The following is a 22,108-nucleotide window of genomic DNA, read 5'->3' on the forward strand; positions in this document are numbered from 1 at the left end:
CCGGGACTACGGTCGGCGGCGGGCCGCGGCGCACACCGGTCGCGGCAGTGAGGAGCCCCCGATGCCCACCTGCCCCGACCTCGACGTCGACACCCCCGACCCCACCCCCAGCACCACCGACGGCTGCGAGGACTGCCTCGCGGAAGGCACCCGCTGGGTCCACCTGCGCCTGTGCCTGACCTGCGGCAAGGTCGGCTGCTGCGATTCCTCCCCGCGCAAGCACGCCAGCGCCCACGCCGCCGCCGACCACCACCCGGTGATCCGCTCCGCCGAGCCGGGCGAGGACTGGCGCTGGTGCTTCGTGCACCAGACCGCGGGCTGACACCGCACGCCCCACCTCCCGGTAGCACGAGGACGCCCTGGTCTCCGACTCCGAGCCGGCACTAGGGGCTCGGCACTAAAGTCAACTAATTGCTATCGACTATCAAGATATACAGGTGCTCGCCGCGGATGGATGAGACGTGGAGTGAGCAGTCGTCAAGAACGCCACGGCGGGGAAACCCTGCGAGGCGATCGAGGTTGTGGCGGCGCTCAGGGGTGCTGGAGCGGTCAGGTGGTGAGGCGGGCGGCGATGTCCGCGGGGGTGGGGAGGTCGTGGATCTCGGCGGCGAGGGAGTGGGCCGCTCGGGCGTAGGAGGGGTCTTGCAGGACTGCGCTGAGGGCCTGGGCCGCGCCGTCGGGGGAAGGGGTGAGGGCGGCGCCTGCGGCGGTGGCGTCGGCGGCGATGTCGAACTGGTCGGTGGCGATGGGGGTGAGGACGAGGGGGACGCCGTGGGCCAGGGCGCCGAGGGTGGTGGCGGCGCCCGCGTGGCAGAGGACGGCGTCGACGTGGGGGAGGAGTTGGTTCTGGGGGATGAAGCGCTCGACGCGCACGTGCGGTGGTTGGTCGGCGAAGCGGGCGGGGTCGCCGTTGGCGCCGATGGTGACGAGGACGTTGACGGGGTGGTGGGCCGCCGCGGCGATCAGCGACTCCAGCAGGCCGGGTTGGGTGTTGTGGGAGACGCCCGCGGTGACGTAGACGGTGCGCTCGTGCGGGAGGCCGCTCAGCGCGTCGGGCAGCGGGCCCGGGCTGGGCAGCACGTGCTCCGGGCGAAGCGGCCAGGTCCGTGGGTAGTCCCACTCGACGCCGGGTTGGCGCAGCCCGGCGGGCCAGATGTCCAGGTAGGGGCCGGACTTGGCGGGCGCGGGCAGGCCCAGTTCCGCGGCGGCGGCCGCCCCGGCCGCCCAGGCGCCCGCCATGACCTCGGCGGTCTTGGGCGGTCCGATGGCGTGCACGGCGGAGGGGATGCCCAGTTCGGCGGCCACCACCAGCCCGGCGAACTCCCCGATCCCGGCGATCACGAGGTCGGGGCGCCACTCGCGGGCGAAGTCCAGGATCTCCCCGACCCGCGTGCGCACGCCGATGTCGGCCATCGCCCGCACGACGACGGCGAGCTTGGCGGTGCTGTCCATCTCGGCCAGGTCCGCGGGGGTGTAGACGGCGGACATGAACCGCGCGAAGGCGTCCGGCGGTGGGGGTGGCACGGCCAGTGGCCGCACGCCGGAGTCCACCACGGGGCCGACGGCGTCGGGTCCGGTCACGAAGGTGACGTCGTGCCCGGCGTCCAGCAGGGCGGAGGTCAAGGGCAGCAGCGGCACCACGTGGCTGTGCCAGACGCCTGCGGAGACGAGTACGCGCACCGCCGGGAATCTACGCGGCGCGGGGCATTCCGGTCGCTGCCGCGCGGAACGTGTCGCGAGACCGCCACGCGCCTGGTGAGCGCGGTCCGCCCGGTTCTCCGCGTTCTGCAACAACTCGGCGCGGGAGCGCTGGTCAAGCGGTTGCCGTGGCTCGGTTTCCGCTGTGCGTGGCGGTGGGTCAGCCGCTGGGGACGGGGTGGGTGCGGGCGTCGACCGCGTCCACGGCGCGGTGGAAGCGGTGTGTGGCGTCGCGGACGTCGTGGCCGATGGTGAGCAGGCCGAAGCGGCCGATGGACAGGGCGCCGAGCATGTAGGGGGTGGTGCCGGTGGTGCCGTCGAAGCGTTCGGGGCGCAGGGCGGTGAGGACGTCGGCGGGGGTGAGGTCGGCGTACTCGGGGCGCAGGACGCGGTCGGTGGCGTAGTAGGCGCGGGGGGTGCCGTCGGCGGCGAGGAGGGCGCCGTCGTCGGTGTGGGTGCCGCGGAGCAGGCCGTGGGCGAGGAAGTGGGGCGCGGTGCCGCCGCCCATGCGGAGGTTGACCTCCAGGGCGTGCAGGTCCCAGCGGGTGCCGTGGCGGGTGGCGATGAAGTCGACGCTGGCGATGCCGAGGGCGCCCGCGGTGTGGAGCCTGCGGGCGACGCGGTGGGCGTGGTCGAGCAGGGTGGTGCGGTAGGCGGGGTCGGCGGGGGCGGTGGCGCCGGTGAAGACCTGTCCGGAGAGGACCTGGTCGTGGGTGGACAGGACGCGGGTGCCGGTGGGGTCGATGAGGACCTGGGCGGAGGGGGAGGTGGTGGCGTCGCCGGTCAGGTACCGCTCGACGACGGCGCCCATCTGGGTGATCTTGGGGGCGTAGGCGTCCCAGGTGTCGGGTGGGGAGGCGAAGGCGGCGCGGGTGGGCAGTTCGCGCTCGACCCAGGCGCGCAGGCCGGTGATGGGGGCGCCCGCGTAGGGGAACAGGACGTTGCCGCCCGCGCCGAAGCTGTCGTTGAGCTTGATGAGGGCTTTCTCGGTGGTGGGGTCGTCCGTGCGCAGGGCGGTGAGGGCGTCGAGGACGTCGGGCAGGTCGCGCAGGCCGTCGTGGCCGGGGGCGGTGGGGACGCCCGCGGCGGCGAAGGTGCGGCGGGAGCCGGTCTTGGAGCCGAGGGGGGCCAGGTGGGGGTCGGTGGCGAAGAGGGCGGCGCCGGTGCGGGTGGCCAGCTCGCGTTCGAGGGCGGTGCCGGTGAAGGCGATGAGGGTGTCGGGGCGGCGGCCGCGCAGGGCGGCGACGAGGTCGGGGCGGCGCAGGACCTTCTCGGTGAGGGGGCGGGGGCTGGGGTCGGCGCAGTCGAGCAGGGTGAGGCGGTCGCGGGCGGGCAGGCAGCCGAAGGCGGTGAGGGTGTCGTGGACGAGGTCGGGGGGTGGGGTGGTGCTGGTGATGAGGATGAGGCGGGTGGCGGGGTCGCGCAGGAGGTGGAGGAAGGCGAGGAAGCGCTCTTCGTAGTGCTCGACGCCGGGGATCTTGGCGAGGCCGTCGCCGTCGAGGGTCATGCTGGGCACGAGGAGCAGGGTGCGGGCGGCGCCGGTGGGGTGGAAGGGGTCCGTGCGCGGGTCGGTGATCGCCCGTTCGGGGGATCCCGACCACCCTGTGCTGACCATCGGTGATCGTCTCCTCTCGCTGCGTGACATCGAGCGTACAGCGGACGGGCTGTGGTGGCGTTTGGGAGCGGGGCGAGGGGGAAGCCGCTGCGCGAGCGGGGTCGGCGTCGCCGCGGCGCGCCGGTCCCGACCGTGACGGGATGTCGGCTCGGCAAGTCAGGAGGTACCCGTGGACCAGGACCAGGTGCGCCCCGTGCTCGACGCGCGCGGCCCGTTCGCGTCGGTGTTCTGGGAGGACTCGTTCAACACCGAGGACGCGGCCAGGCAGCTCGACCTGAAGTCCCGGGAGATCGCCGCCGGGTTGGGGGAGCAGGGGGCGGACGAGGCGACGATCGATGCGGTGGTGACGGCGGTCCTGGACGGGGATCACCCGGTGGGGGCGGGTGGTCGGGGTGTGGTGGCCGCGCAGGGGCGGGTGCTGCTCGACCAGCGGTTGGCGGCGCCGCCCGCGCGGCAGGTCGCGCGGGTGTCGGAGTTGCCGTACCTGCTGCCGTTCATCTCGCACGGCGGCGCCGGGGTGTCGTACGTGGTGGTGGCCGTGGACCACCGGGGGGCGGACCTGGTGGAGCACGACGAGCACGGGCGTGAGGTCGGCAGCGAGACGGTGGCGGGGGAGCAGCACCAGGTGCACCACGTGCGCGGGGGTGGGTTCGCGCACGCGAGCATGCGGGGCAACGTCGACGAGGCGCGGGACCAGAACCTGGTGGAGGTGGCCGAGCGGGTGGCCGAGCGGGTGGGTCGGTCGCGGCCAGGGCGGGTGTTCCTGGTGGGGGAGCAGCAGTCGCGGCGGGCGTTGCACGCGAAGCTGCCCCCGGCGGTGCGGGCGATCACCGAGGAGTTGTCAGCGGGGGGTCGGGCGGCGGGGGCGGGCCGGGATGAGGTGGAGCGGGAGATCCGGGAGGCGTTGGCGCGGTACCGGTTGGCGGGGTACGAGGAGTTGGCCGAGCGGTTCCGGATGGGGGTGGGGCGCGCGGACGGGTTGGCGGTGACGGGGTTGGACGAGGTGGCCCGTGCGCTGTCGGAGGCCAATGTGGACACCGCGTTGATCGGTGACCCGGGGGACGCCGAGGTGTGGGTGGGGGCGTCGCCGGGGGAGATCGCGGTGGACGAGGGCGCGTTGCGGGCGTTCGGGGTGGGGTCGCGGCGGAAGCTGCGGGCGGATGAGGCGTTGCCGTGGATGGCGTTGGTGTCGGGTGCGTCGGTGGCGGTGCTCGACGAGCGGGTGGACCTCGACGGCGGGGTGGGGGCGTTGTTGCGCCACTCCTGAGGTCCGCGGCGGGTCGCCGGGCGGGTGCGGGTCGGGCCCCGTACCCGCCCGGGTGGTTACGCCTGGGCCGGTACGCGCACCGGCGCGCCGGTCCTGGCGACGACCTCGGCCGCGGTGACCCCGGGGGCGGTCTCGACCAGGACCAGGCCGTCGGGGGTGACGTCGAGGACGGCCAGGTCGGTGATGACGCGGTCGACGACGCCGGTGCCGGTCAGCGGCAGGGTGCAGCGCTCGACGAGCTTGGGGGTGCCGTCCTTGGCGACGTGGTCGGTGAGCACGACGACGCGGCGGGCGCCGACGACGAGGTCCATCGCCCCGCCCATGCCCTTGACCAGGGCGCCGGGGATGGTCCAATTGGCCAGGTCGCCGGTGGCGCCGACCTGCAGGGCGCCGAGCAGGGCCAGGTCGACGTGCCCGCCGCGGATCATGGCGAAGGAGGCGGCGGAGTCGAAGAAGCTGGCGCCCGGCACGGTGGTGACGGTTTGCTTGCCCGCGTTGACCAGGTCGGGGTCCTCGTCGCCGTCGAGGGGGAAGGGGCCGAGGCCGAGGATGCCGTTCTCGCTCTGCAGGGTGACGCGGACGCCGTCGGGGACGTGGTTGGCGACCAGGGTGGGGATGCCGATGCCGAGGTTGACGCAGGTGCCGTCGCGCAGTTCGCGGGCGGCGACGGCGGCCATCTGCTCGCGGGTCCAGCTCACGCGGTCACCTCCTGGCGGGCGCGCACGGTGCGCTTTTCGATGTGCTTGGCCCGCGGGGTGGCGGGGATGACGCGGTGGGCGTGGATGGCGGGGGTGATGACGACCTCCGGGTCGAGGTGGTCGTCGAGCAGGACCTCGGCCTCGACGGCCACGACGCGGCCGCAGGTGGCCACGAGGGGGTTGAAGTTGCGGGAGCTGCGCCGGTAGACGAGGTTGCCCGCCGCGTCGGCGGTGTGGGCGTGGACCAGGGACAGGTCGGCGGTGATGGCGCGTTCGCGCACGTGCGGGACGCCGTCGAAGTCGGCGTGGGGCTTGCCGTCGGCGACGGGGGTGCCCACGCCGGTGCGGGTGTAGAAGGCGGCGATGCCCGCGCCGCCCGCGCGCAGCCGTTCGGCGAGGGTGCCCTGGGGGCTGAACTCGACCTCCAGGGTGCCGTCGAGGTACTGGCGGGCGAACAGGGCGTTCTCCCCGACGTAGGAGGCGACGACCTTGCGGACCTGCCTGGCTTCGAGCAGCAGGCCCAGGCCCTTGCCGTCGACGCCCATGTTGTTGGACACCACGGTCAGGCCGGTGACGCCGGAGTCGCGGACGGCTTCGATGAGGTCGTGGGGGTTGCCGGTGAGCCCGAAGCCGCCCACGGCGATGGTCATGCCGTCGCGCAGCACGCCGTCCAGTGCCGCCGCTGCGGTGTCGTACCTTCTCGACACGCCTGTCTCCTCTCCGCTGGGTGGACGCTGCGGAACTGAACCGGTCGGCGTGGGATGCCGTCAACGGCAGGGAGTGTGGTGGGACGGTTCCTCTCGCTCGGTGGACGTCGTGGACCTCGGCGTTCACTGGGTGGACGCTAGGGTGGTGGCATGGCCGAGCCGCCCAACCACGTGATCGGGCGCATCGCCGCCGTGCTGCGGGCGCTGTCGTCGGCCCCGGGTGGCGCGAGCACGTCGCGGCTGGCGGGGGTCACCGGGTTGGCCCGGCCGACCGCCCACCGGTTGCTGGTGTCGCTGGCCCAGGAGGGGTATGTCGACCGCGACCAGCGCGACGGGCGGTGGTTCCTGGGCCCGGAGCTGTACGTGCTGGGTGGGGCGGCGGCGCACCGGTACGACGTGAGCGGGCACGCGCGCGCCGCGGTGCACCGGTTGGCGGCGGCGACGGGGGAGAGCGCGTTCTTCTCCGCCCGGCGCGGGGAGGAGACGGTGTGCCTGCTGCGCGAGGACGGGGACTTCCCGATCCGGTCGTTCGTGCTGTTCGAGGGTGCCCGGTTCCCGCTGGGTGTCGTCTCGGCCGGTCTGGTGGTGCTGGCCATGCTCGACGACCGGGAGGTGGCGTCCTACCTGGACCGGGTCGACCTCACCGGGCGGTGGGGCGCGCAGCACTCGGCGGAGCGGGTGCGCGAGCGGGTGGAGCGGACCCGCGCGCTCGGCTACGCGGTCAACCCGGGCCTGGTGGTGGAGGGCAGTTGGGGGATGGCGGCGGCGGTGTTCGACCGGGCCGGGCACCCGGCGTGGGCGTTGACGCTGACCGGGGTGGAGTCCCGCTTCCGCGCCGATCGCAGGCCGCAGTTGGGGGCGCTGCTGCTGCGCGAGGCGCACGCGCTGACCACAGCGCTGCGTTCGTGAAGCAGCGGGCGGAACGCGGCGCGATGGGCGGGGCAGCGGGCCGGGCCACGGGAGGCGGTCAGGCGGGGGTGGTGGCGACCTCGTCGGCCAGCACCGGCAGGCGCCTGCACCACGCCGCCGCGCCGATGGCCAGCAGGCCCGACGCCGACATCAGGGCCGCGGCGGGCCAGAACGCGCCGCCGGTGGTCTTGACCAGGTAGCTGACCAGGATGGGCAGCAGACCGCCGCCCACCACCGCCGCCAGCTGGTAGGCGGTGGAGATGCCGGTGTAGCGCACGTTCGCCGGGAACAGCCGGGCCACCAGGGCGGGCACGGCGGCGATGGCGGCGGAGTTGAAGACGAAGTTCACCGATACCGCCACCACGAGGCCCGCGGTGCCGCCGGACTCCGCGATGAGGAACGCGGGGAACGCCCACAGCGCCACCAGGACCCCGCTCAGCGCGGTGAACCCGCTGGGCTCGTGCCGGTCGAGCCTGCGGCCGAAGGCGTACAGGGCGACCACCATCAGCGCCGAGGCGATGATCAGCGCGGTCGTGGCCGCCGACTTGGGCAGCCCGTAGGCGGTCGTGGCCAGGCTGGGCAGGAACGTGGCCACGATGTACCCGGCGTGCGGCAGGAAGCTCACCCCGGCCCCCACCAGCACCGCGGGCCAGAACCGGCGCAGCACGTCCACCAGCGGCACCCGCACCACCGCCCGTTCCTGGCGGGCCGCCAGGAACTGGGTGGTCTCCGACACCCGCAACCGCACGTACAGGCCCACCGCCAGCAGCACCACCGACAGCAGGAACGGCATCCGCCACCCCCACGCGCGGAACTGCTCGGCGGGCATCAGCTGGAACAGCGCGATCACCCCCGCCGAGGACAGGATCCCCAGCGGGCTGCCGAACATGGGGAACGACCCGTAGAACGAGCGCTTCTCGCGCGGGGCGTGCTCCACCGCCAGCAGCACCGCGCCGCCCCACTCCCCGCCGACCGCCAGCCCCTGCACGAACCGCAGGGCCACCAGCAGCACCGGGGCCAGTACCCCCACCTCGGCGTAGGTGGGCAGCAACCCGACTGCCACCGTCGAGGCGCCCATCAGCACCAGCGACACCACCAGCGCGCCCCGGCGCCCCCACCGGTCGCCGAAGTGGGCGAACAGCAGCCCGCCGACCGGGCGGGCCAGGAACCCCACCCCGATCGTCGACAGCGCCACCAGCGAGCTGACCAGCGGGTCGGCCGCCGGGAAGAACAGCGCCCCGAGCACCACGACCACGCTGGTGCTGTAGACGGTGAAGTCGTAGTACTCGATCGTCGTGCCGATCAGCGACGCCGCGGCGACCCCGCGCGGGCCCAGCGGCGCCCGGCCCGCCGCGGTCGTGGTGTCCTCGGTGCCCATGTCCTCGTGCTCTTCCTCGCCCCGCGGCCGGGACCCGACCGCCGGGGGCATTCAAGCACCGCGCCCATCCGGGCTGATCGTGGTGGGGCCCGACGCGGCGAGGACCTGGGTGGCGTGGGCGACGAGCCCGCGGCCCACGACGCCTGCCGGCAGGACCGGCACATCGAGCCGGTCAGCGCTGCTTGTGCGCGACCAGGCCGCTGGACGCTGCGGGCGGGTGGTGCGTCCCTCGACCAGGTGGTGCTCCGGTGTGCCGCGCGGCGCGCAGGCGGGCCGACGCGCGGTGGCCCGCTAGCTTGCGGCCAGCCACCCCGCCGAACCCGGAGGTTCCCGTGACCACGACCGAGCATCGCGTGCCCGAGGTCGAGGCCGCCGTCCGCGACACCCTCGCCGCCCACAAGTCGCTGTACCTGGCCACCGCGGGCAGCTCGGGCCCCTGGGCGGGCGGGGTGTACTTCGCGGAGGTCGACCCGTTCACTCTCGCCGTGGTGCTGGAGGAGCGCGGCCGGACCCTGGCCGCGGTGCGGGAGAACCCGCAGGTCGCCGTGGTGGTGTCCACCGGGTCCCCGGCGCAGCCGTTCCTGCAGGCCCGCGCGGAGGCCGAGGTGGTGACCGGCGAGCGGGACGCCGACGTGCGCGCCCGGCTGCTGGCCAAGGTGCCCGAGTGCGCGCCGTTCCTGGGGTTCCCGATCGCCGCGGTGCACCTGTCGGTGCGAGCCTGGCGGATCACCGACCTGGACCGGGGGTGGTTGCCCGGCCGCGAGCTGGCGGCGGTCACCGACCCGCGGTGAGCCCCACCAGCTCGTCCAGGACCCAGTCCGCCACCTGCGCGAACGAGCGCCGCTCGTCCTCGTGCAGCCAGCGGGTGAAGGCGATCGCGAACACCGTCATGCCCGACTCGGCGGCCAGGGTGGCCGCCGGTTCGGGCACCCCGCGCCCGCGCAGGGCGGCCGCGATGGCCTCGGCGATGGTGGCCAGCTTGTGCCGCTCGCGCTCGCGCAGCGCCGGGACCGCGTCGACCACGGCCTGCCGGGCGCGCGAGCGGGGGCGGCGCTCGTCGGGGAAGTAGTCGGCGGACGAGCGCAGCGCGTGCTCGACCACCCGCATCGGCGGGGCGTCCGCGGGGGCGGCGGCCACCCCGTCGAGGAAGCAGGACAGCAGTTGGTCCTGCCCGTGGAACAGCACCTCGCGCTTGTCGCTGAAGTGGCGGAAGAAGGTGCGCTCGGTGAGCCCGACGGCGGCGGCGATCTCGGCGGCGGTGGTCTGCTCGAAGCCGCGGGTGGCGAACAGCTCCAGCGCCGCCTGCTGCATCCGCTCCGCGGTCCCGGGTTCCCAACGCGCCATGCCCGCGAGTCTAGTGCCGCACGACGCTGATGACAGCGGCTGACATTGCGAGTACGGTGATGTCCGTGGCTGACGTCAGTCGCAGACATCACCGCACAGACATCACCGAACGGGAGAGACCCCCATGCGCGTATTCGTCACCGGCGCCTCCGGCTGGATCGGCACCGCCGTCGTCGACGACCTGCTCGCCGCGGGCCACCAGGTCACCGGCCTGGTCCGCACCCCGACCGCCGAGGCCGCGCTGGCCGCCAAGGGCGCCACCCCCCACCGCGGCGACCTCGACGACCTCGACGGCCTGCGCGCGGGCGCCCGCGCCGCCGACGCGGTCGTCCACCTGGCCAACAAGCACGACTGGGCCGACCCGGCGGGCACCAACGCCGCCGAGCGCGCCGCCACCGCCACCCTCGGCGACGCCCTCGCGGGCACCGGCAAGCCCCTGCTGCTGGCCTCCGGCGTCGCGGCCCTGGCCCAGGGCAGGCCCGCCACCGAGGACGACCCGTCGCCCTTCCACGGCCCCGACTCCGCCCGCGGCGGCAGCGAGAACCTGGCCCTGGACCACGCCGAGCGGGGCGTGCGCGCGGTCGCCGTGCGCTTCTCGCCCACCGTCCACGGCGCGGGCGACCACGGCTTCGTCGCCATCCTCACGGCCATCGCCAAGGAGAAGGGCGTCTCGGGCTACCCCGGCGACGGCACCAACCGGTGGGCCGCGGTGCACCGCTCCGACGCCGCCCGCCTGGTCACCCTCGGCCTCACCGGCGCCCCCGCGGGTGCCCGCCTGCACGCCGTGGCCGAGGAGGGCGTGCCCACCCGCGAGATCGCCGAGGCCATCGGCCGCGCCCACGGACTGCCCACCGCCCCCATCGAGGACGCCGAGGCGCACTGGGGCTGGATCGGCCGGTACTTCGCCATGGACCTGGCCGCCACCGCCAAGATCACCCGCGACCTGCTCGACTGGACGCCCACCGGGCCCACCCTGATCGCCGACATCGACGCGGGCGGCTACCCCGGCTGAGGGCCCGCCCACGACCGGGGCGGGCGGCCTCGCCGCGCGCGGCCGCCGCACCCGGTCCTGGGCGCCCCGCCCACCTCCGCAGCCCAGCACCGCCACCCGCAACCCCGCCGGGCACCTCGTGCGGGGCTCGGGCCCACCGCGGCGACCCTCGACGGCGCCCACCGCCGCCTCCGGCCACCGGGTCGCCCCGGCCCAGCGGCGGCAGCCGCACACCCGATCAGCCCCTCCCGGAGCCCCGCGGGGCCGCATCACGGTCCGTGACTGGACCTGCGCGCGGCGCTGCGGGCACGATGGGGGAGGTGCGGCCGCCGCGCACCCCCGCCACCCGGAGGAGGGCCACGCTGAGCGCCGCGCGACCCGCCCTGCCCCGCTCCGCCGAGGTCGTCGTCATCGGTGGTGGCGCCATCGGCACCAGCGCCGCCTTCCACCTCGCCGAGGCCGGGGTCACCGACGTCGTGCTGCTGGAGCGCGACACCCTCGGCGCCGGGTCCACCAGCAAGGCCGCCGGGGGCGTGCGCGCCCAGTTCTCCGACCCGGTCAACGTCGAACTCGGCGCGCGCAGCCTCGCCGCCTACACCCGCTTCGAGCAGCGCCCCGGGCAGCGCATCGACCTGCACCAGGTCGGCTACCTGTTCCTGCTCTCGACGCCGGACGACGTCGCCGCCTTCGAGCGCGACATCGCCCTGCAGAACTCCCTCGGCGTGCCCAGCCGCCTGCTCGACCCCGCCGAGGCCGCCGCGCTCAGCCCGCTGATCAGCACCGAGGGGCTGCTCGCCGCGGCGTTCTCCCCCGACGACGGGCACTGCACCCCGGAATCGGTGGTGCTCGGATACGCCACCGCCGCCCGCGCGCTCGGCGCCACCCTGCTCACCGGGGTCACCGCCACCGGCATCGATGTGGTCGGCGACCAGGCCAGGGTCGTGCGCACCGACCACGGTCCCATCACCGCGGGCACGGTCATCTGCGCCGCGGGCGCCTGGTCGCGAGAGGTCGGGCAGTGGATCGGCACCGACCTGCCGGTCACCCCCGTCAAGCGGCAGACGATCTTCACCGAGCCGCTGCCCGACCTGCCCGACCGGGTGCCGTTCACCATCGACTTCAGCACCTCCTTCTACTTCCACCGCGAGGGCCGCGGGCTGCTCATGGGCCTGTCCGACCCCGACCAGGCACCCGGGTTCGACCTCGCCTACACCCCGGGGTGGCTGCCCCGGCTCGGCGCCGCGCTGGCCGCCCGCACCCCCGCCCTGCTCGACGTGGGCCTGGTCGACGGGTGGGCGGGGCTCTACGAGGTCACCCCCGACCACAACGCCCTCATCGGGCGCAGCACCACCACCCCCAACGCCCTGTACGCCACGGGGTTCTCCGGCCACGGGTTCCTGCAGGCCCCCGCCGTCGGGGAGGTCCTGCGCGACCTGCACCTGGGCCGCGACCCCGCCGTCGACACCGGCCCGCTCAGCGCCGACCGCTTCCGCGGCGGCACCGCCCGCCCCGAGTCCCACGTCGTGTGACCCGGGCCCGCGCGCGGACCCGACCACCGCAAGCACCCGGGAAAGGGGTGGCATGACGGTCAGCCAGTGGCGGCTGCGGGCGGCCTTCGCCCGTCGGCTCTCGCGGATGTACGGGCGCGAGGTCCCCGCCTACACGACCCTCGTCGAGGTCTCCGAGCAGGTCAACCGCGACGTGCTCGCCCGGTGGGGCGAGGCGGCCGAGCGCCTGGGGTCCCTCGCCCGCGTCACCGCCGAGCGGCACGGGGCCATCCGGGTCGGCACCCCCGCCGAGCTCAACCAGGTCGCCAGGGTCTTCGGGGCGCTGGGGATGCGCCCGGTCGGGTTCTACGACCTGCGCGAGGCCGCCGCCAGCGCCGTCCCCGTCGTCTCCACCGCCTTCCGGCCCGTCGACGCCGACGAGCTGGCCCGCAACCCCTTCCGCGTGTTCACCTCCCTGCTCACCCCCGACGACCCGCGCTTCTTCGACCCCGACCTGCGCGCCGAGCTGACCGCGTTCCTGGCCCGCAGGCAGCTGTTCAGCCCCGAGCTGCTGGCCCTGGCCGACCGCGCCGAGGCCGAGCGGGAACTGCCCGAGCAGGCCGCCGAGCGGTTCCTGGAGCTGGCCGTCGCCGCGTTCGAGCTGTCCACCGAGCCGGTCGACCACGCCTGGTACCGGCGCCTGGAGGCCGTCTCCGCCGTCGCCGCCGACATCGGCGGGGTCACCAGCACCCACGTCAACCACCTCACCCCGCGCGTGCTCGACATCGACGAGCTCTACCGGCGGATGCGCGGGCGCGGCATCGAGATGATCGACGCCATCCAGGGCCCGCCCCGCTGGCGCGGACCCGACGTGCTGCTGCGCCAGACCTCCTTCCGCGCCCTGGCCGAACCCCGCCCGCTGCGCCAACCCGACGGCACCGTCGTCCCCGGGTCGCTGCGGGTGCGCTTCGGGGAGGTCGAGGCCCGCGGCATCGCCCTCACCCGCGCCGGGCGCGCCCGCTACGACGCCCTGCTCACCGAGGTCGACCGGCGCCTGGCCGCCGACCCCGACCAGGTGCGCGCCGAGGTCGCCCGGCAGGTGTGGGAGCAGGGCCTGCCCGACACCGAGCGCGGGCTCCTCGGCGCCGACCTCGCCTTCTTCACCTACGACCCCGCCCCCGACCCGCCGCGGGGCACCCCGCCCACCACCCCCGCCGCGCTGGTCGACGGCGGGTGGGCCACCGCCACCCCGATCGTCTACGAGGACTTCCTGCCCCGCTCCGCCGCGGGCATCTTCCAGTCCAACCTCAGCGGCGAGGGCACCCGCCACCACACCTCCGCCGCCGCCGACCACGACGTCGACTGGCTGGCGGGCGCGGTCGGCCGCGACATCCACGACCCGTTCGACCTCTACGCCCGCGAGCAGGCCGACAGCCTCGACCGGCTGGCCGCGCGCCTGGGCACCCCGATCACCCCCGACCACGCACCGGCACCACCGGAAGGGCACCGATGACCGACACCACCACCGACCGCGCCACCGCGGTCCCGCCGACCACCGACGAGGTGCGCGCCAGGGTCCGCGCCGCCCTCGACCGGGTCGGCGCGACCGTCCCCGAGGGCACCGGGCTCGCCGCGCGCACCCCCATCACCGGGGACACCCTGTTCGAGCTGCGCGCCGACACCGCGGCGGACACCGACGCCGCCATCGGCGCCGCCGCCGAGGCCTTCCGCGCCTGGCGCACCACCCCGGCGCCCGCGCGCGGCGAGCTGGTGCGCACCTTCGGGGAGCTGCTGCGCGCGCACAAGGCCGACCTGGCCGTCCTCGTCACCGCCGAGGCGGGCAAGATCGCCTCCGAGGCGCTGGGCGAGGTCCAGGAGATGATCGACATCTGCGACTTCGCCGTCGGCCTGTCCCGCCAGCTCTACGGCCGCTCCATCGCCTCCGAGCGGCCGGGGCACCGGCTCGCCGAGACCTACCACCCGCTCGGCGTCGTCGGGGTCATCTCCGCGTTCAACTTCCCCGCCGCGGTCTGGGCGTGGAACACCGCGATCGCCCTGGTCTGCGGGGATGCGGTGGTGTGGAAGCCCAGTGAGCTGACCCCGCTGATCTCGCTGGCCGCGAGCCACCTGCTCGACCGGGCCATCGCCGCCACCGGCGCCCCCGCCGACGTCCACCGGCTCGTCCTCGGGGACCGGGCCGCCGGGGAGCGCGTGGTCGACGACCCGCGCGTCGCCCTGGTCAGCGCCACCGGCTCGACCAGGATGGGCCGCGAGGTCGGGCCCCGCGTCGCCGCCCGCTTCGGCCGGTCGCTGCTGGAGCTCGGCGGCAACAACGCCGCGGTCGTCGCCCCCAGCGCCGACCTGCGGCTGGCCACCGCGGGCATCGTCTTCGCCGCCGCGGGCACCGCGGGCCAGCGCTGCACCACCCTGCGCAGGCTCATCGTGCACGAGGACGTCGCCGACGACCTCGTCGGCCGCCTCACCGCCGCCTACGCGGGCCTGCCCATCGGGGATCCCTACGACGACGCCACCCTCGTCGGCCCGCTCATCAGCGACCGGGCCGCCGACACCATGGCCGCCGCGCTGGAGCAGGCCCGCGCCGAGGGCGGCGAGGTCCTCGTGGGGGGCACCCGCGTGCCGACCCCCGGCGGCGCCTACGTCCGGCCCGCGATCGTCCGGATGCCCGCCCAGACCGCGATCGTGCGCGAGGAGACCTTCGCGCCGGTCCTCTACGTGCTGACCTACCGCACCTTCGAGGAGGCCGTGGCCCTGCACAACGACGTCCCCCAGGGCCTGTCGTCGTCGATCTTCACCCAGGACCAGCGCGAGGCCGAGCGGTTCCTGGCCGCCGACGGCTCCGACTGCGGCATCGCCAACGTCAACATCGGCACCTCCGGCGCCGAGATCGGCGGCGCCTTCGGCGGGGAGAAGGAGACCGGCGGCGGCCGCGAGTCCGGCTCCGACGCCTGGCGGGCCTACATGCGCCGCGCCACCAACACCATCAACTACTCCGACACCCTCACCCTCGCCCAGAACGTCAGCTTCCTCTGACCCCGCGGGCCGGTCGCGCGGGGCAGGACCCCGCGCGACCGGTCGCGTCCCAGCACCGACCCGGGCGCGCGGGAACCGCCTGCCCAGGGGTGGCAGGCAGGGATGTCAGGACCTCACAGGGGAAATCGGCCGCTCGGCGCAGGCACCGGGGGAGTGCCAGGCGGTGCGGGGAGAGTCCCGCACCTCGGCCCGCCTGCCCGGGAGTGGACACCGGGGGCGGGCGGCGGCGGAGCGGTCGGACAGCGGCGGTGCTCAGCACCGCGGGGAACCGGGGGAGCGGGGGCGCTCAGATGAGACCGAGCTGCGCGGCCCGCACACCGGCCTGGAAGCGGCTGTGGGCGTCCATCCCGGTCATCGTGACCGCGACCTCGTTGCGGACGGTGCGCACGCTGACGCCGATGCGCCGGGCCACCGCCTCGTCGGTCAGGCCCTGGGCCAGCAGCCGCAGCACCTGCTCGGCGCGGTTGCTGCGCCCCGGCAGCGGCGTCACCGGCACCGCCCGCTCCCAGTGCCGCTCGGCCGCCGCGCCGAGGGCGTCGATGGCCACCGGGTCGCGCACCAGCCGGTCCTGGTCGTCCTCGGTCACCACCGCCAGCGAGTCGTCGATCAGCACCGCGTGCAGCGGCAGCCGGTCCACCACCCGCGGCGCCGCGCCGCGCTCGGCCAGCCACTGCGCGTGCCCGGCCACCGCGCTGTTCGCCGTGAGCGACGAGCGCAGCACCACCCGCACCTGCCCGCCGCGGCGCAGGATGGTGTCGGCGATCTCCCGGGAGAACTCCGGCGCGTCCGGGCGGTAGGTCGTGGCCAGCACGGTGATCCGCTCGGACACCCCCACCAGCATTCGTTCCGTCAGCCGGGACAACCGATCCCGGCAGGTGGTCCGCGCCGATTCGCCAATGGTGGTGCCGAGGGATAAGAGTTCCGGGTTTTCCAGCGTTCTCATGAATTTCTCCGCGATTCCACTCTGAGGTCTGGGATGTCCGCTTCCGGCCGGTGCTGTCCGCACCGGGTCACGGCGAGCACGGCCAGAACAGGCCGAGGGTGTGCGGTTCGCCCTGCTCGGGGACGTAGACGGTGGCGGAGACCCCGGTGGCGATCTGCTCGTGGTCGGCGGAGAGCGCGGCCGCGGCGGCGGGGGTGCCCACGGCGGCGGCCGCGATGGCGATGGCGGAAAGGAAGCGGTGCATGGTCTGCCCTTCTTGGTGCGTGACCGGCCGGTGGTCGTCCACGGGGCGGTCGGTGGGGGTGCGACCAATGAACCGCATGCCGAAGTGGGGCGCCAGCACGACGGCTGTCCGGACCGGGCCAGTTGTTGTCAAATAACGGCCAGTGCGATAGTCGCGTGTGCAACAATAGGGGTGATCATCGTTAGGGGTCGCATTCTTCCGAAAATCGACATCCGGCCCGCCTCGCCGCCGTTCGGCTGCGCGGGCCACCGCCGAACGGGTCAAGATCACCCACTGGGGAAACCCCTAGTCCGGGTCCGACCCCTGTGCCCGACCCGTGCCCGGGGTGCTCCGCGCGCCCGGATCGGCCCGGACCGGGCCGGTCGGGGCGCACCGGTCCGGACCGGGACAGGCCGGATCGGGACAGGGGAACGGGAGCGCGCCGGACCAGGACAGGCCGAATCCGGACAGGGCAGACGGGCACAGGACGGCCCAGGAGACCGGAACAGGACAGGGTGGGCCGGGGCGGGACAGGGCGCGCCGGGGCGGGTCAGCCCTCGGTGGGGCAGTAGGTCTCCACCTGGACGAGCCCGGCGCGCATCGCCGCGATCCCGAGCTGGAACCGGGTCTCGACCTCCAACCGCTCGAACATCGCGGTCAGGTAGCGGCGCAGCGTCCTGGTCGAGATGCCCAGCGCCCGCGCGATCGCCTCATCGGTGTCACCGCGGGTCAGCGCCTGCAGGATCGCCAGCTCGATCTCGCCGAACACCCGGTTGTCGTAGGAGATCTCCTCCACCGGCTGCGCCCGGTCCCAGATGTGGTCGAAGATGCTGACCAGGAAGTCCAGCACCACCGGGTCGCGCACCACCGCGGCGCCCGGGCCCTCCTCGGCGGGCAGCGGCACCAGCGCCACCGACCGGTCCAGCAGGATGATCCGGCTCGGCAGCATCGGCGCGGTGCGCACCGTCCCGCCCAACCCGCGCAGCAGCCGCATGTACTCGATGGAGTCCTGCTGCCTGCGCGCGGTGTGCGGCCAGACCACCTTGTAGTCCACCCCGCGCGCGAGCAGGGCGCGGTCGAGGGCCAACCCCTCGCGCAGCACCTCCACCGGTGCCATGGTGGGGTGCACCGCCATCACCTCGCGCTGGGCGCTGCCCGCCAGGTCGCTGAGCCTGCGGCGCACCTGCTCGCTGCCGCGCACCAGCTCGGTGCTGGAATCGGCGGACTGCTTGCGGCGCGCGGCCCGGTGCAGCGGTTCCAGCGACCCGAGCACCGCGCGCACGGACTCGGTGCGCTCGGTCAGCTCCCGCACCCGCTCCTGCAGCGGTGCCAGGGACGCGGCGATCGCGGTGTCGGGGGCCACGGCCTCCCACCCGCCGGGCAGCGCCAGCGCCGGGCGCACCAGGTGCATGGCCGCCAACCGGTGCAGGTCGGGCAGCGCGGGCCTGCCCACCGCGCCCGAGCACTCGTCGGTGGTGAGCGGTCCCTCCAGCAGCACGCCGTAGACCTCGACCAACGCCGGGTCCAGCGATGGCCCGACCCCGTGGCCGAGGTCCCCGCCGCGCGCAACAACGTCATCGTCGTCAACCACGGTTCCCCCTGCGTGCGGGGACCGCTCACCGCCGGGTTGTCCCGACCGGGTGGTGCTCGCGGTCACCGCGGGACGGACAGTAGCGCTCCGCACTGACCGCGACCACCGGGTCGGACCACGAAGATCCACGGGTAGGGGTGGCGATACCCCACCCCCTACAGGGGTCAGCCCACGGCACCCCGGTAGAAGTCCGGAACCGCCTGCCCACCACCGGAACCGGTCACGCGGTCGTGCGCCCAGCCGCCCACGGCCAGGTCCAGCACGCCCAACCCGAACGGGGCGAACACCACCGCCCGGCCCGGCTCCGGCACGACCTCCCCGCGCAGCACGCCCGCGATGGTGCCGTGCACGAAGTCGCGGTGGCCCACCACCTGCTCGGCCAGGTGCAGCGAGGTGCGCTCGCGCACCGCGTGGTCGACGTCGTCGGTGATGTTCGTGGCGGCCAGCACCACCTCCGGCGCCAGGTCGCGCAGCGACAGGTGCAGCACGACGGGGGCGTGGGCCAGCAGCGCCGGGTCGTGCACGTGCGGCTCGCCCGCGACGGTGGCCAGCACCACCAGGTCGCAGCCGAGGAATGCCCCCGACACCTCGTCCACCACGGTGGTGTCGTCCGCCCCGGGCATGCCGTCGGCGGCGATCGCGGCGGCGAAGCGCTCGGCGTTGGCGCGGCGGGTGTCGAACAGGTTCCAGCCGCCCACCGCCCAGCCCAGGTCGCGCAGGAACCGGCGCACGTGCTCGGCGATCAGGCCGGTGCCCACCACGCCGACGCGGGTCGCGCGGCGCGCGCCCACCAGCGCCTCGGCCGCCAGCACCGCCGACCCGGCGGTGCGGGTGGCCGAGATCAGCGAGGACTCCAGCACCGCGTACGGGTAGCCGCTGGCGTAGTCGTTGAGCACCAGCATCGCCGAGGCGCGCGGGATGCCGTGCTCGGTGTTGCCCGGGTAGCTGGCGATCCACTTGATCCCCGACACCGGGCGCTGCCCGCCGAGGAAGGCGGGCAGCGCGATGATCCGGTCGCGCGCCCGCTCCGGGAAGCGCAGGAAGCTGCTGTGCGGGTTGACGGTGTCGCCGTCGTGGTGGGCCAGGTAGGCCGCCCGCACGGCCGCCAGCGCGCCCTCGCGGTCGGACTCGATGACGGCGCCGATGTCGCCCGCGCCGATCACGCGCAGCTCGGGGACGGCGACGACCTCCTGGTCGGGCTCGGCGGCGCGCGTCGGTTCAGCGGTGGCAGTCATGTGCTGGTGCTCCGGTTCTGGGGGTTCTGGAGGGGTTTCGGGCGGTTTCGGCGGCGGCGCGGTCCGTGCGCGGTTCAGGGGTGCCGCTTCAGGCGGGCGCCGGGTCGAGCAGGGTCGCCGCCCACGCCGGGTTGTAGATGGTGTCGGCGTAGGCGGTGCCGCGGTCGGCGCACAGGAACACCGCGGTGGGGCGGGGACCGGCGCCGCCCGCGGGCAGGTCGGCGAAGTAGCGGGTCAGCGCCGAGTAGACGGTGCCGGTGGACCCGCCCGCGTAGAGGCCGTGCTCGCGCAGCAGGTCGTGGCAGCCGCGCACGGTGTCGGGCTCGGACACGATGAGCACCTCGTCGATGAGCGCCTTGCCGATCAGCGGCGGCACCATGCTCGACCCCAGGCCGGGGATGCGGCGGGTCTTGGGCGCCCCGCCGAAGATGGCCGAGCCCTCGGCGTCCACCGCCACCACCCGCACGCCCGGGTAGGCCTCCTTCAACCGCAGCGACACCCCGCCGATCGTGCCGCCGGTCCCGGCGCCGATGAACGCGTAGTCGATCCGGTCGAACGCGCGCACCAGCTCACCACCGGTGAGCAGGTAGTGCGCCTCCACCGCGTCGGCGTTGCCGTACTGGTCGGGCCAGAACGCCGCGGGCAGCTCCGCCCGCAGCGCCGCCACCCGGCGCAACCGGGTCGCCAGGTAGCCGCCGGTGGCGTCGCGCTCGGTCACCTTCTCCACCCGGTCGCAGGTCAGCCGCAGGTAGGCCTCGGTGGAGGCGTTGCAGTTCGGGTCGATCACCGGGACGAAGTCGATGCCCAGCACGCGGCAGAACGAGGCCATCGACAGGGCGAAGTTGCCCGAGGAGGACTCCACCACGGTCGTGCGCTCGGTGACGTCCCCGCGCTCCACGGCGCGCTTGAGGATCCAGAACGCCGAGCGGTCCTTGGAGCTGCCGTTGGGGTTGGCGTACTCCAGCTTGGCGTGCAGGTCGACCGCGCCGTGGCGCAGCGGGACGAGCGCGGTCTCGCGCATCGCCCCACCGATGCGCGCCAGTCCGCTCGCCAGCGGACCCAGGGTCGTCAGGTCGGGGCCGCTCGCGGTAGCGGTCACGCCAGGTCACCTCCAGTGCGGCGGCGGGACGGTCCCGCGCGCCCGTCGGGGCTGGGCGGCACGGCCGCTCAGCGGGTGGCGGTGCGCCGGTAGGCCCGCACCGCGAGCGGCGCGGCCACCAGCAGCAGGGCCAGCACCAGCGCGGTGCCCACGGCCAGCGGGTGCTGACCGGGCAGGCTGTCGGCGGTCGGGCCGGTGGCGTTGCCGAACAGCTGCCTGCACGCGGTGACCACGGCGCTGAGCGGGTTCCACTCGCACACCGCGCGCAGCCACCCGGGCAGACCGGTCAGCGGGATGAAGGCGTTGGACAGGAACGTCAGCGGCAGCACCACGAGCACGGCCACCGAGCTGATCGCCTCGGCGTCGCGCAGCAGCAACCCCAGCAGGGCGCCCAACCAGGACATCGCCAGCCCGAGCAGCAGCAGCAGGCCGAAGCCCAGCAGCGCGTCGAGCACCCCGGCGCGCAGCCGCCAGCCGATCCCGTAGCCCACCCCGGACATGACCAGGATGGACAGCGCGGACACCACCACCGCCGACGCGGTGCGCGCGGCCAGCACCGACCCGCTCGACATCGGCAGCGACCGGAACCGGTCCACCAACCCGTTGCCCAGGTCGGTCGCCACGCCCAGGGCGGTGCTCGACAGGTTCGTCAGCATCGTCTGGGCGAGGATGCCCGCCATCAGGTAGTCCTGGTAGTCGCCGCCCGGGGCGGCCATCGCGCTGCCGAACAGCACGCCGAACAGCGCCACGTAGGCGACCGGCATGACGGTGGCGCTGAGCAGCTTGGCGGGCATGCGCAGCAGGTGGCGCATCTGCCTGCCGAACAGCGCCGCGGTGTCGCTGAGCGCGCCGACGAGGGCGGGGGTGGCGGGGGTGGCGGTGGTCATGCTGCGGCTCCGTGTCCGGTCAGGGCGAGGAAGACGTCGTCGAGGGAGGGGCGGCGCACGCCGAAGTCCTCGACCTCGACGCCGAGGGCGGCCAGCGCGGCGGCGGCCTCGGCGATCGCGCCGATGCCCGGGCGCAGGCCCACCTGCACCACCCGCTCGCCCACCGCCACCGCGGCCTCGGCACCGACCCGGCTCAGCGCGGCCGCGGCGGTCGCGGACTGGGCGGGGTCGGCCAGCGTCACCGCCAGCCGCTCCCCGCCGACCTTGCGCTTGAGCTCGTCGGGGGTGCCCTCGGCGATGACCTGCCCGGCGTCGACCACGACCACGCGGTCGGCGAGCTGGTCGGCCTCCTCCAGGTACTGCGTGGTCAGCAGCACCGTCACCCCGGCCTGCACCTGGGACCGGATGCGCTGCCAGAGGGTGTTGCGGCTGTGCGGGTCCAGCCCGGTGGTCGGCTCGTCGAGGAAGAGCACCGACGGCTCGGCGACCAGGCTCGCGGCCAGGTCCAACCGCCGCCGCATGCCCCCGGAGTAGCCCTTCACCGGGCGGTCGGCGGCGTCGGTGAGCTCGAAGGAGGCCAGCAGCTCCTCGGCCACCGCCCGTGCCCTGGCCCGGCCCAGCCGGTGCAGGACACCGACCAGGCGCAGGTTCTCCCGGCCGGTGAGGGTGTCGTCGAGCGCGGCGTACTGGCCGGTGAGCCCGATGCGCCTGCGCACCTCGGCGGGCGCGCGGCGCACGTCGTGCCCGGCCACGGTCGCGGTGCCGCCGTCGGCGTCGAGCAGCGTCGCCAGGATCCGCACGGTGGTCGTCTTGCCCGCGCCGTTGGGGCCCAGCACGCCCAGCACGCTGCCGCTGGGCACGGCCAGGTCGATCCCGCGCAGCGCCTGGTGGCTGCCGTAGTCCTTGCGCAGGCCCTCGGCCTCGATCGCGTAGTCCACTCGTGCACCTCGGTTCGCTCGCGGCGGTGGCACGCCTGCTCCGGCGT

At 74.9% G+C, this 22,108-nt stretch carries 21 protein-coding genes; 8 read left to right on the forward strand and 13 right to left on the reverse strand.

What is annotated here, in order from left to right; translation table 11 throughout:
• Positions 1 to 61 precede the first annotated feature (61 nt).
• A complete protein-coding gene (locus tag BJP25_RS35330; protein WP_075974547.1) occupies positions 62 to 322 on the forward strand; it encodes a UBP-type zinc finger domain-containing protein in 261 nt (86 codons plus the stop codon).
• Between the two features lie 227 nt (positions 323 to 549).
• Here the strand turns inward: BJP25_RS35330 and BJP25_RS10020 are convergent, their stop codons facing one another.
• Together BJP25_RS10020 and BJP25_RS10025 are read right to left on the reverse strand one after the other, a co-directional pair.
• On the reverse strand, positions 550 to 1,680 hold the full coding sequence (locus tag BJP25_RS10020; RefSeq protein ID WP_075974548.1) for a glycosyltransferase: 1,131 nt from the start codon (positions 1,678 to 1,680) through the stop codon (positions 550 to 552).
• 178 nt (positions 1,681 to 1,858) lie between these two features.
• Positions 1,859 to 3,313: a hypothetical protein gene (locus BJP25_RS10025; RefSeq protein ID WP_075974549.1), complete on the reverse strand. Its 1,455-nt coding sequence runs from the start codon at positions 3,311 to 3,313 to the stop codon at positions 1,859 to 1,861.
• Positions 3,314 to 3,482: 169 nt separating this feature from the next.
• Between BJP25_RS10025 and BJP25_RS10030 the strand changes: the two genes are divergently transcribed.
• Positions 3,483 to 4,580: an Rv2629 family ribosome hibernation factor gene (locus BJP25_RS10030; RefSeq protein WP_075974550.1), complete on the forward strand. Its 1,098-nt coding sequence runs from the start codon at positions 3,483 to 3,485 to the stop codon at positions 4,578 to 4,580.
• A 56-nt stretch (positions 4,581 to 4,636) separates the two neighbouring features.
• Here BJP25_RS10030 and BJP25_RS10035 read toward each other — a convergent pair whose 3' ends face one another.
• A complete protein-coding gene (locus BJP25_RS10035; protein WP_075974551.1) occupies positions 4,637 to 5,278 on the reverse strand; it encodes a 3-oxoacid CoA-transferase subunit B in 642 nt (213 codons plus the stop codon).
• Positions 5,275 to 5,985: a CoA transferase subunit A gene (locus BJP25_RS10040; protein ID WP_075974552.1), complete on the reverse strand. Its 711-nt coding sequence runs from the start codon at positions 5,983 to 5,985 to the stop codon at positions 5,275 to 5,277. The genes BJP25_RS10035 and BJP25_RS10040 overlap by 4 nt, the downstream gene beginning before the upstream one ends.
• Before the next feature lie 150 nt (positions 5,986 to 6,135).
• Here BJP25_RS10040 and BJP25_RS10045 point away from each other — a divergent pair, with 150 nt between their 5' ends.
• Positions 6,136 to 6,894: an IclR family transcriptional regulator gene (locus BJP25_RS10045; RefSeq protein WP_075974553.1), complete on the forward strand. Its 759-nt coding sequence runs from the start codon at positions 6,136 to 6,138 to the stop codon at positions 6,892 to 6,894.
• Between the two features lie 58 nt (positions 6,895 to 6,952).
• Here BJP25_RS10045 and BJP25_RS10050 read toward each other — a convergent pair whose 3' ends face one another.
• A complete protein-coding gene (locus tag BJP25_RS10050) occupies positions 6,953 to 8,323 on the reverse strand; it encodes an MFS transporter (protein ID WP_084793841.1) in 1,371 nt (456 codons plus the stop codon).
• 281 nt (positions 8,324 to 8,604) lie between these two features.
• On the opposite strand from BJP25_RS10050, the gene BJP25_RS10055 reads away from it, so the two are divergent.
• Positions 8,605 to 9,063: a pyridoxamine 5'-phosphate oxidase family protein gene (locus BJP25_RS10055; protein WP_075974554.1), complete on the forward strand. Its 459-nt coding sequence runs from the start codon at positions 8,605 to 8,607 to the stop codon at positions 9,061 to 9,063.
• Here BJP25_RS10055 and BJP25_RS10060 read toward each other — a convergent pair.
• Complete coding sequence (locus BJP25_RS10060) at positions 9,047 to 9,616, reverse strand: TetR family transcriptional regulator (RefSeq protein WP_075974555.1); 570 nt, start codon at positions 9,614 to 9,616, stop codon at positions 9,047 to 9,049. The genes BJP25_RS10055 and BJP25_RS10060 overlap by 17 nt on opposite strands.
• A 124-nt stretch (positions 9,617 to 9,740) precedes the next feature.
• On the opposite strand from BJP25_RS10060, the gene BJP25_RS10065 reads away from it, so the two are divergent.
• From BJP25_RS10065 to amaB, 4 genes are all read left to right on the forward strand, one after another.
• A complete protein-coding gene (locus BJP25_RS10065) occupies positions 9,741 to 10,628 on the forward strand; it encodes an SDR family oxidoreductase (protein ID WP_075974556.1) in 888 nt (295 codons plus the stop codon).
• A gap of 341 nt (positions 10,629 to 10,969) precedes the next feature.
• Complete coding sequence (locus BJP25_RS10070) at positions 10,970 to 12,136, forward strand: NAD(P)/FAD-dependent oxidoreductase (RefSeq protein WP_408607135.1); 1,167 nt, start codon at positions 10,970 to 10,972, stop codon at positions 12,134 to 12,136.
• 52 nt (positions 12,137 to 12,188) lie between these two features.
• On the forward strand, positions 12,189 to 13,607 hold the full coding sequence (gene hglS / locus BJP25_RS10075) for a 2-oxoadipate dioxygenase/decarboxylase (RefSeq protein ID WP_075974557.1): 1,419 nt from the start codon (positions 12,189 to 12,191) through the stop codon (positions 13,605 to 13,607).
• Positions 13,604 to 15,145: an L-piperidine-6-carboxylate dehydrogenase gene (gene amaB, locus BJP25_RS10080; RefSeq protein WP_075974558.1), complete on the forward strand. Its 1,542-nt coding sequence runs from the start codon at positions 13,604 to 13,606 to the stop codon at positions 15,143 to 15,145. Before hglS ends, amaB begins: the two co-directional genes overlap by 4 nt.
• Before the next feature lie 286 nt (positions 15,146 to 15,431).
• Here amaB and BJP25_RS10085 read toward each other — a convergent pair whose 3' ends face one another.
• The 7 genes from BJP25_RS10085 to BJP25_RS10115 form a co-directional block, all read right to left on the reverse strand.
• Positions 15,432 to 15,974 carry a helix-turn-helix transcriptional regulator gene (locus BJP25_RS10085; protein WP_158075626.1) on the reverse strand — a complete coding sequence of 181 codons (543 nt, stop codon included), beginning with the start codon at positions 15,972 to 15,974 and terminating at the stop codon, positions 15,432 to 15,434.
• A 181-nt stretch (positions 15,975 to 16,155) separates the two neighbouring features.
• Complete coding sequence (locus BJP25_RS34075; RefSeq protein ID WP_158075627.1) at positions 16,156 to 16,332, reverse strand: hypothetical protein; 177 nt, start codon at positions 16,330 to 16,332, stop codon at positions 16,156 to 16,158.
• A 529-nt stretch (positions 16,333 to 16,861) separates the two neighbouring features.
• The gene (locus tag BJP25_RS10095) at positions 16,862 to 17,902 is read right to left on the reverse strand and encodes a helix-turn-helix transcriptional regulator (protein ID WP_143218974.1); all 1,041 of its coding nucleotides are present in this window, start codon (positions 17,900 to 17,902) and stop codon (positions 16,862 to 16,864) included.
• Positions 17,903 to 18,066: 164 nt separating this feature from the next.
• A complete protein-coding gene (gene sbnB, locus BJP25_RS10100) occupies positions 18,067 to 19,137 on the reverse strand; it encodes a 2,3-diaminopropionate biosynthesis protein SbnB (RefSeq protein WP_075974562.1) in 1,071 nt (356 codons plus the stop codon).
• Positions 19,138 to 19,225: 88 nt separating this feature from the next.
• Positions 19,226 to 20,236, reverse strand: a complete 1,011-nt coding sequence (gene sbnA, locus BJP25_RS10105) for a 2,3-diaminopropionate biosynthesis protein SbnA (RefSeq protein ID WP_233157988.1) — start codon at positions 20,234 to 20,236, stop codon at positions 19,226 to 19,228.
• A 68-nt stretch (positions 20,237 to 20,304) separates the two neighbouring features.
• On the reverse strand, positions 20,305 to 21,123 hold the full coding sequence (locus BJP25_RS10110; RefSeq protein ID WP_075974563.1) for an ABC transporter permease: 819 nt from the start codon (positions 21,121 to 21,123) through the stop codon (positions 20,305 to 20,307).
• Positions 21,120 to 22,061 carry an ATP-binding cassette domain-containing protein gene (locus BJP25_RS10115; protein ID WP_075974564.1) on the reverse strand — a complete coding sequence of 314 codons (942 nt, stop codon included), beginning with the start codon at positions 22,059 to 22,061 and terminating at the stop codon, positions 21,120 to 21,122. The genes BJP25_RS10110 and BJP25_RS10115 overlap by 4 nt, the downstream gene beginning before the upstream one ends.
• Positions 22,062 to 22,108: the final 47 nt, after the last annotated feature.

The sequence above is a fragment of the Actinokineospora bangkokensis genome (assembly GCF_001940455.1).
Lineage (GTDB): Bacteria > Actinomycetota > Actinomycetes > Mycobacteriales > Pseudonocardiaceae > Actinokineospora > Actinokineospora bangkokensis.

Bases quoted from the DNA above. Each gene is read 5' to 3' on its own strand.
- amaB (WP_075974558.1), top strand. From the start codon at position 13,604: ATGACCGACACCACCACCGACCGCGCCACCGCGGTCCCGCCGACCACC.
- BJP25_RS10050 (WP_084793841.1), bottom strand. From the start codon at position 8,323: ATGCCCCCGGCGGTCGGGTCCCGGCCGCGGGGCGAGGAAGAGCACGAG.
- BJP25_RS10065 (WP_075974556.1), top strand. From the start codon at position 9,741: ATGCGCGTATTCGTCACCGGCGCCTCCGGCTGGATCGGCACCGCCGTC.
- BJP25_RS34075 (WP_158075627.1), bottom strand. From the start codon at position 16,332: ATGCACCGCTTCCTTTCCGCCATCGCCATCGCGGCCGCCGCCGTGGGC.
- BJP25_RS10025 (WP_075974549.1), bottom strand. From the start codon at position 3,313: ATGGTCAGCACAGGGTGGTCGGGATCCCCCGAACGGGCGATCACCGAC.
- BJP25_RS10045 (WP_075974553.1), top strand. From the start codon at position 6,136: ATGGCCGAGCCGCCCAACCACGTGATCGGGCGCATCGCCGCCGTGCTG.
- BJP25_RS35330 (WP_075974547.1), top strand. From the start codon at position 62: ATGCCCACCTGCCCCGACCTCGACGTCGACACCCCCGACCCCACCCCC.
- sbnB (WP_075974562.1), bottom strand. From the start codon at position 19,137: ATGACTGCCACCGCTGAACCGACGCGCGCCGCCGAGCCCGACCAGGAG.
- hglS (WP_075974557.1), top strand. From the start codon at position 12,189: ATGACGGTCAGCCAGTGGCGGCTGCGGGCGGCCTTCGCCCGTCGGCTC.
- BJP25_RS10060 (WP_075974555.1), bottom strand. From the start codon at position 9,616: ATGGCGCGTTGGGAACCCGGGACCGCGGAGCGGATGCAGCAGGCGGCG.
- BJP25_RS10110 (WP_075974563.1), bottom strand. From the start codon at position 21,123: ATGACCACCGCCACCCCCGCCACCCCCGCCCTCGTCGGCGCGCTCAGC.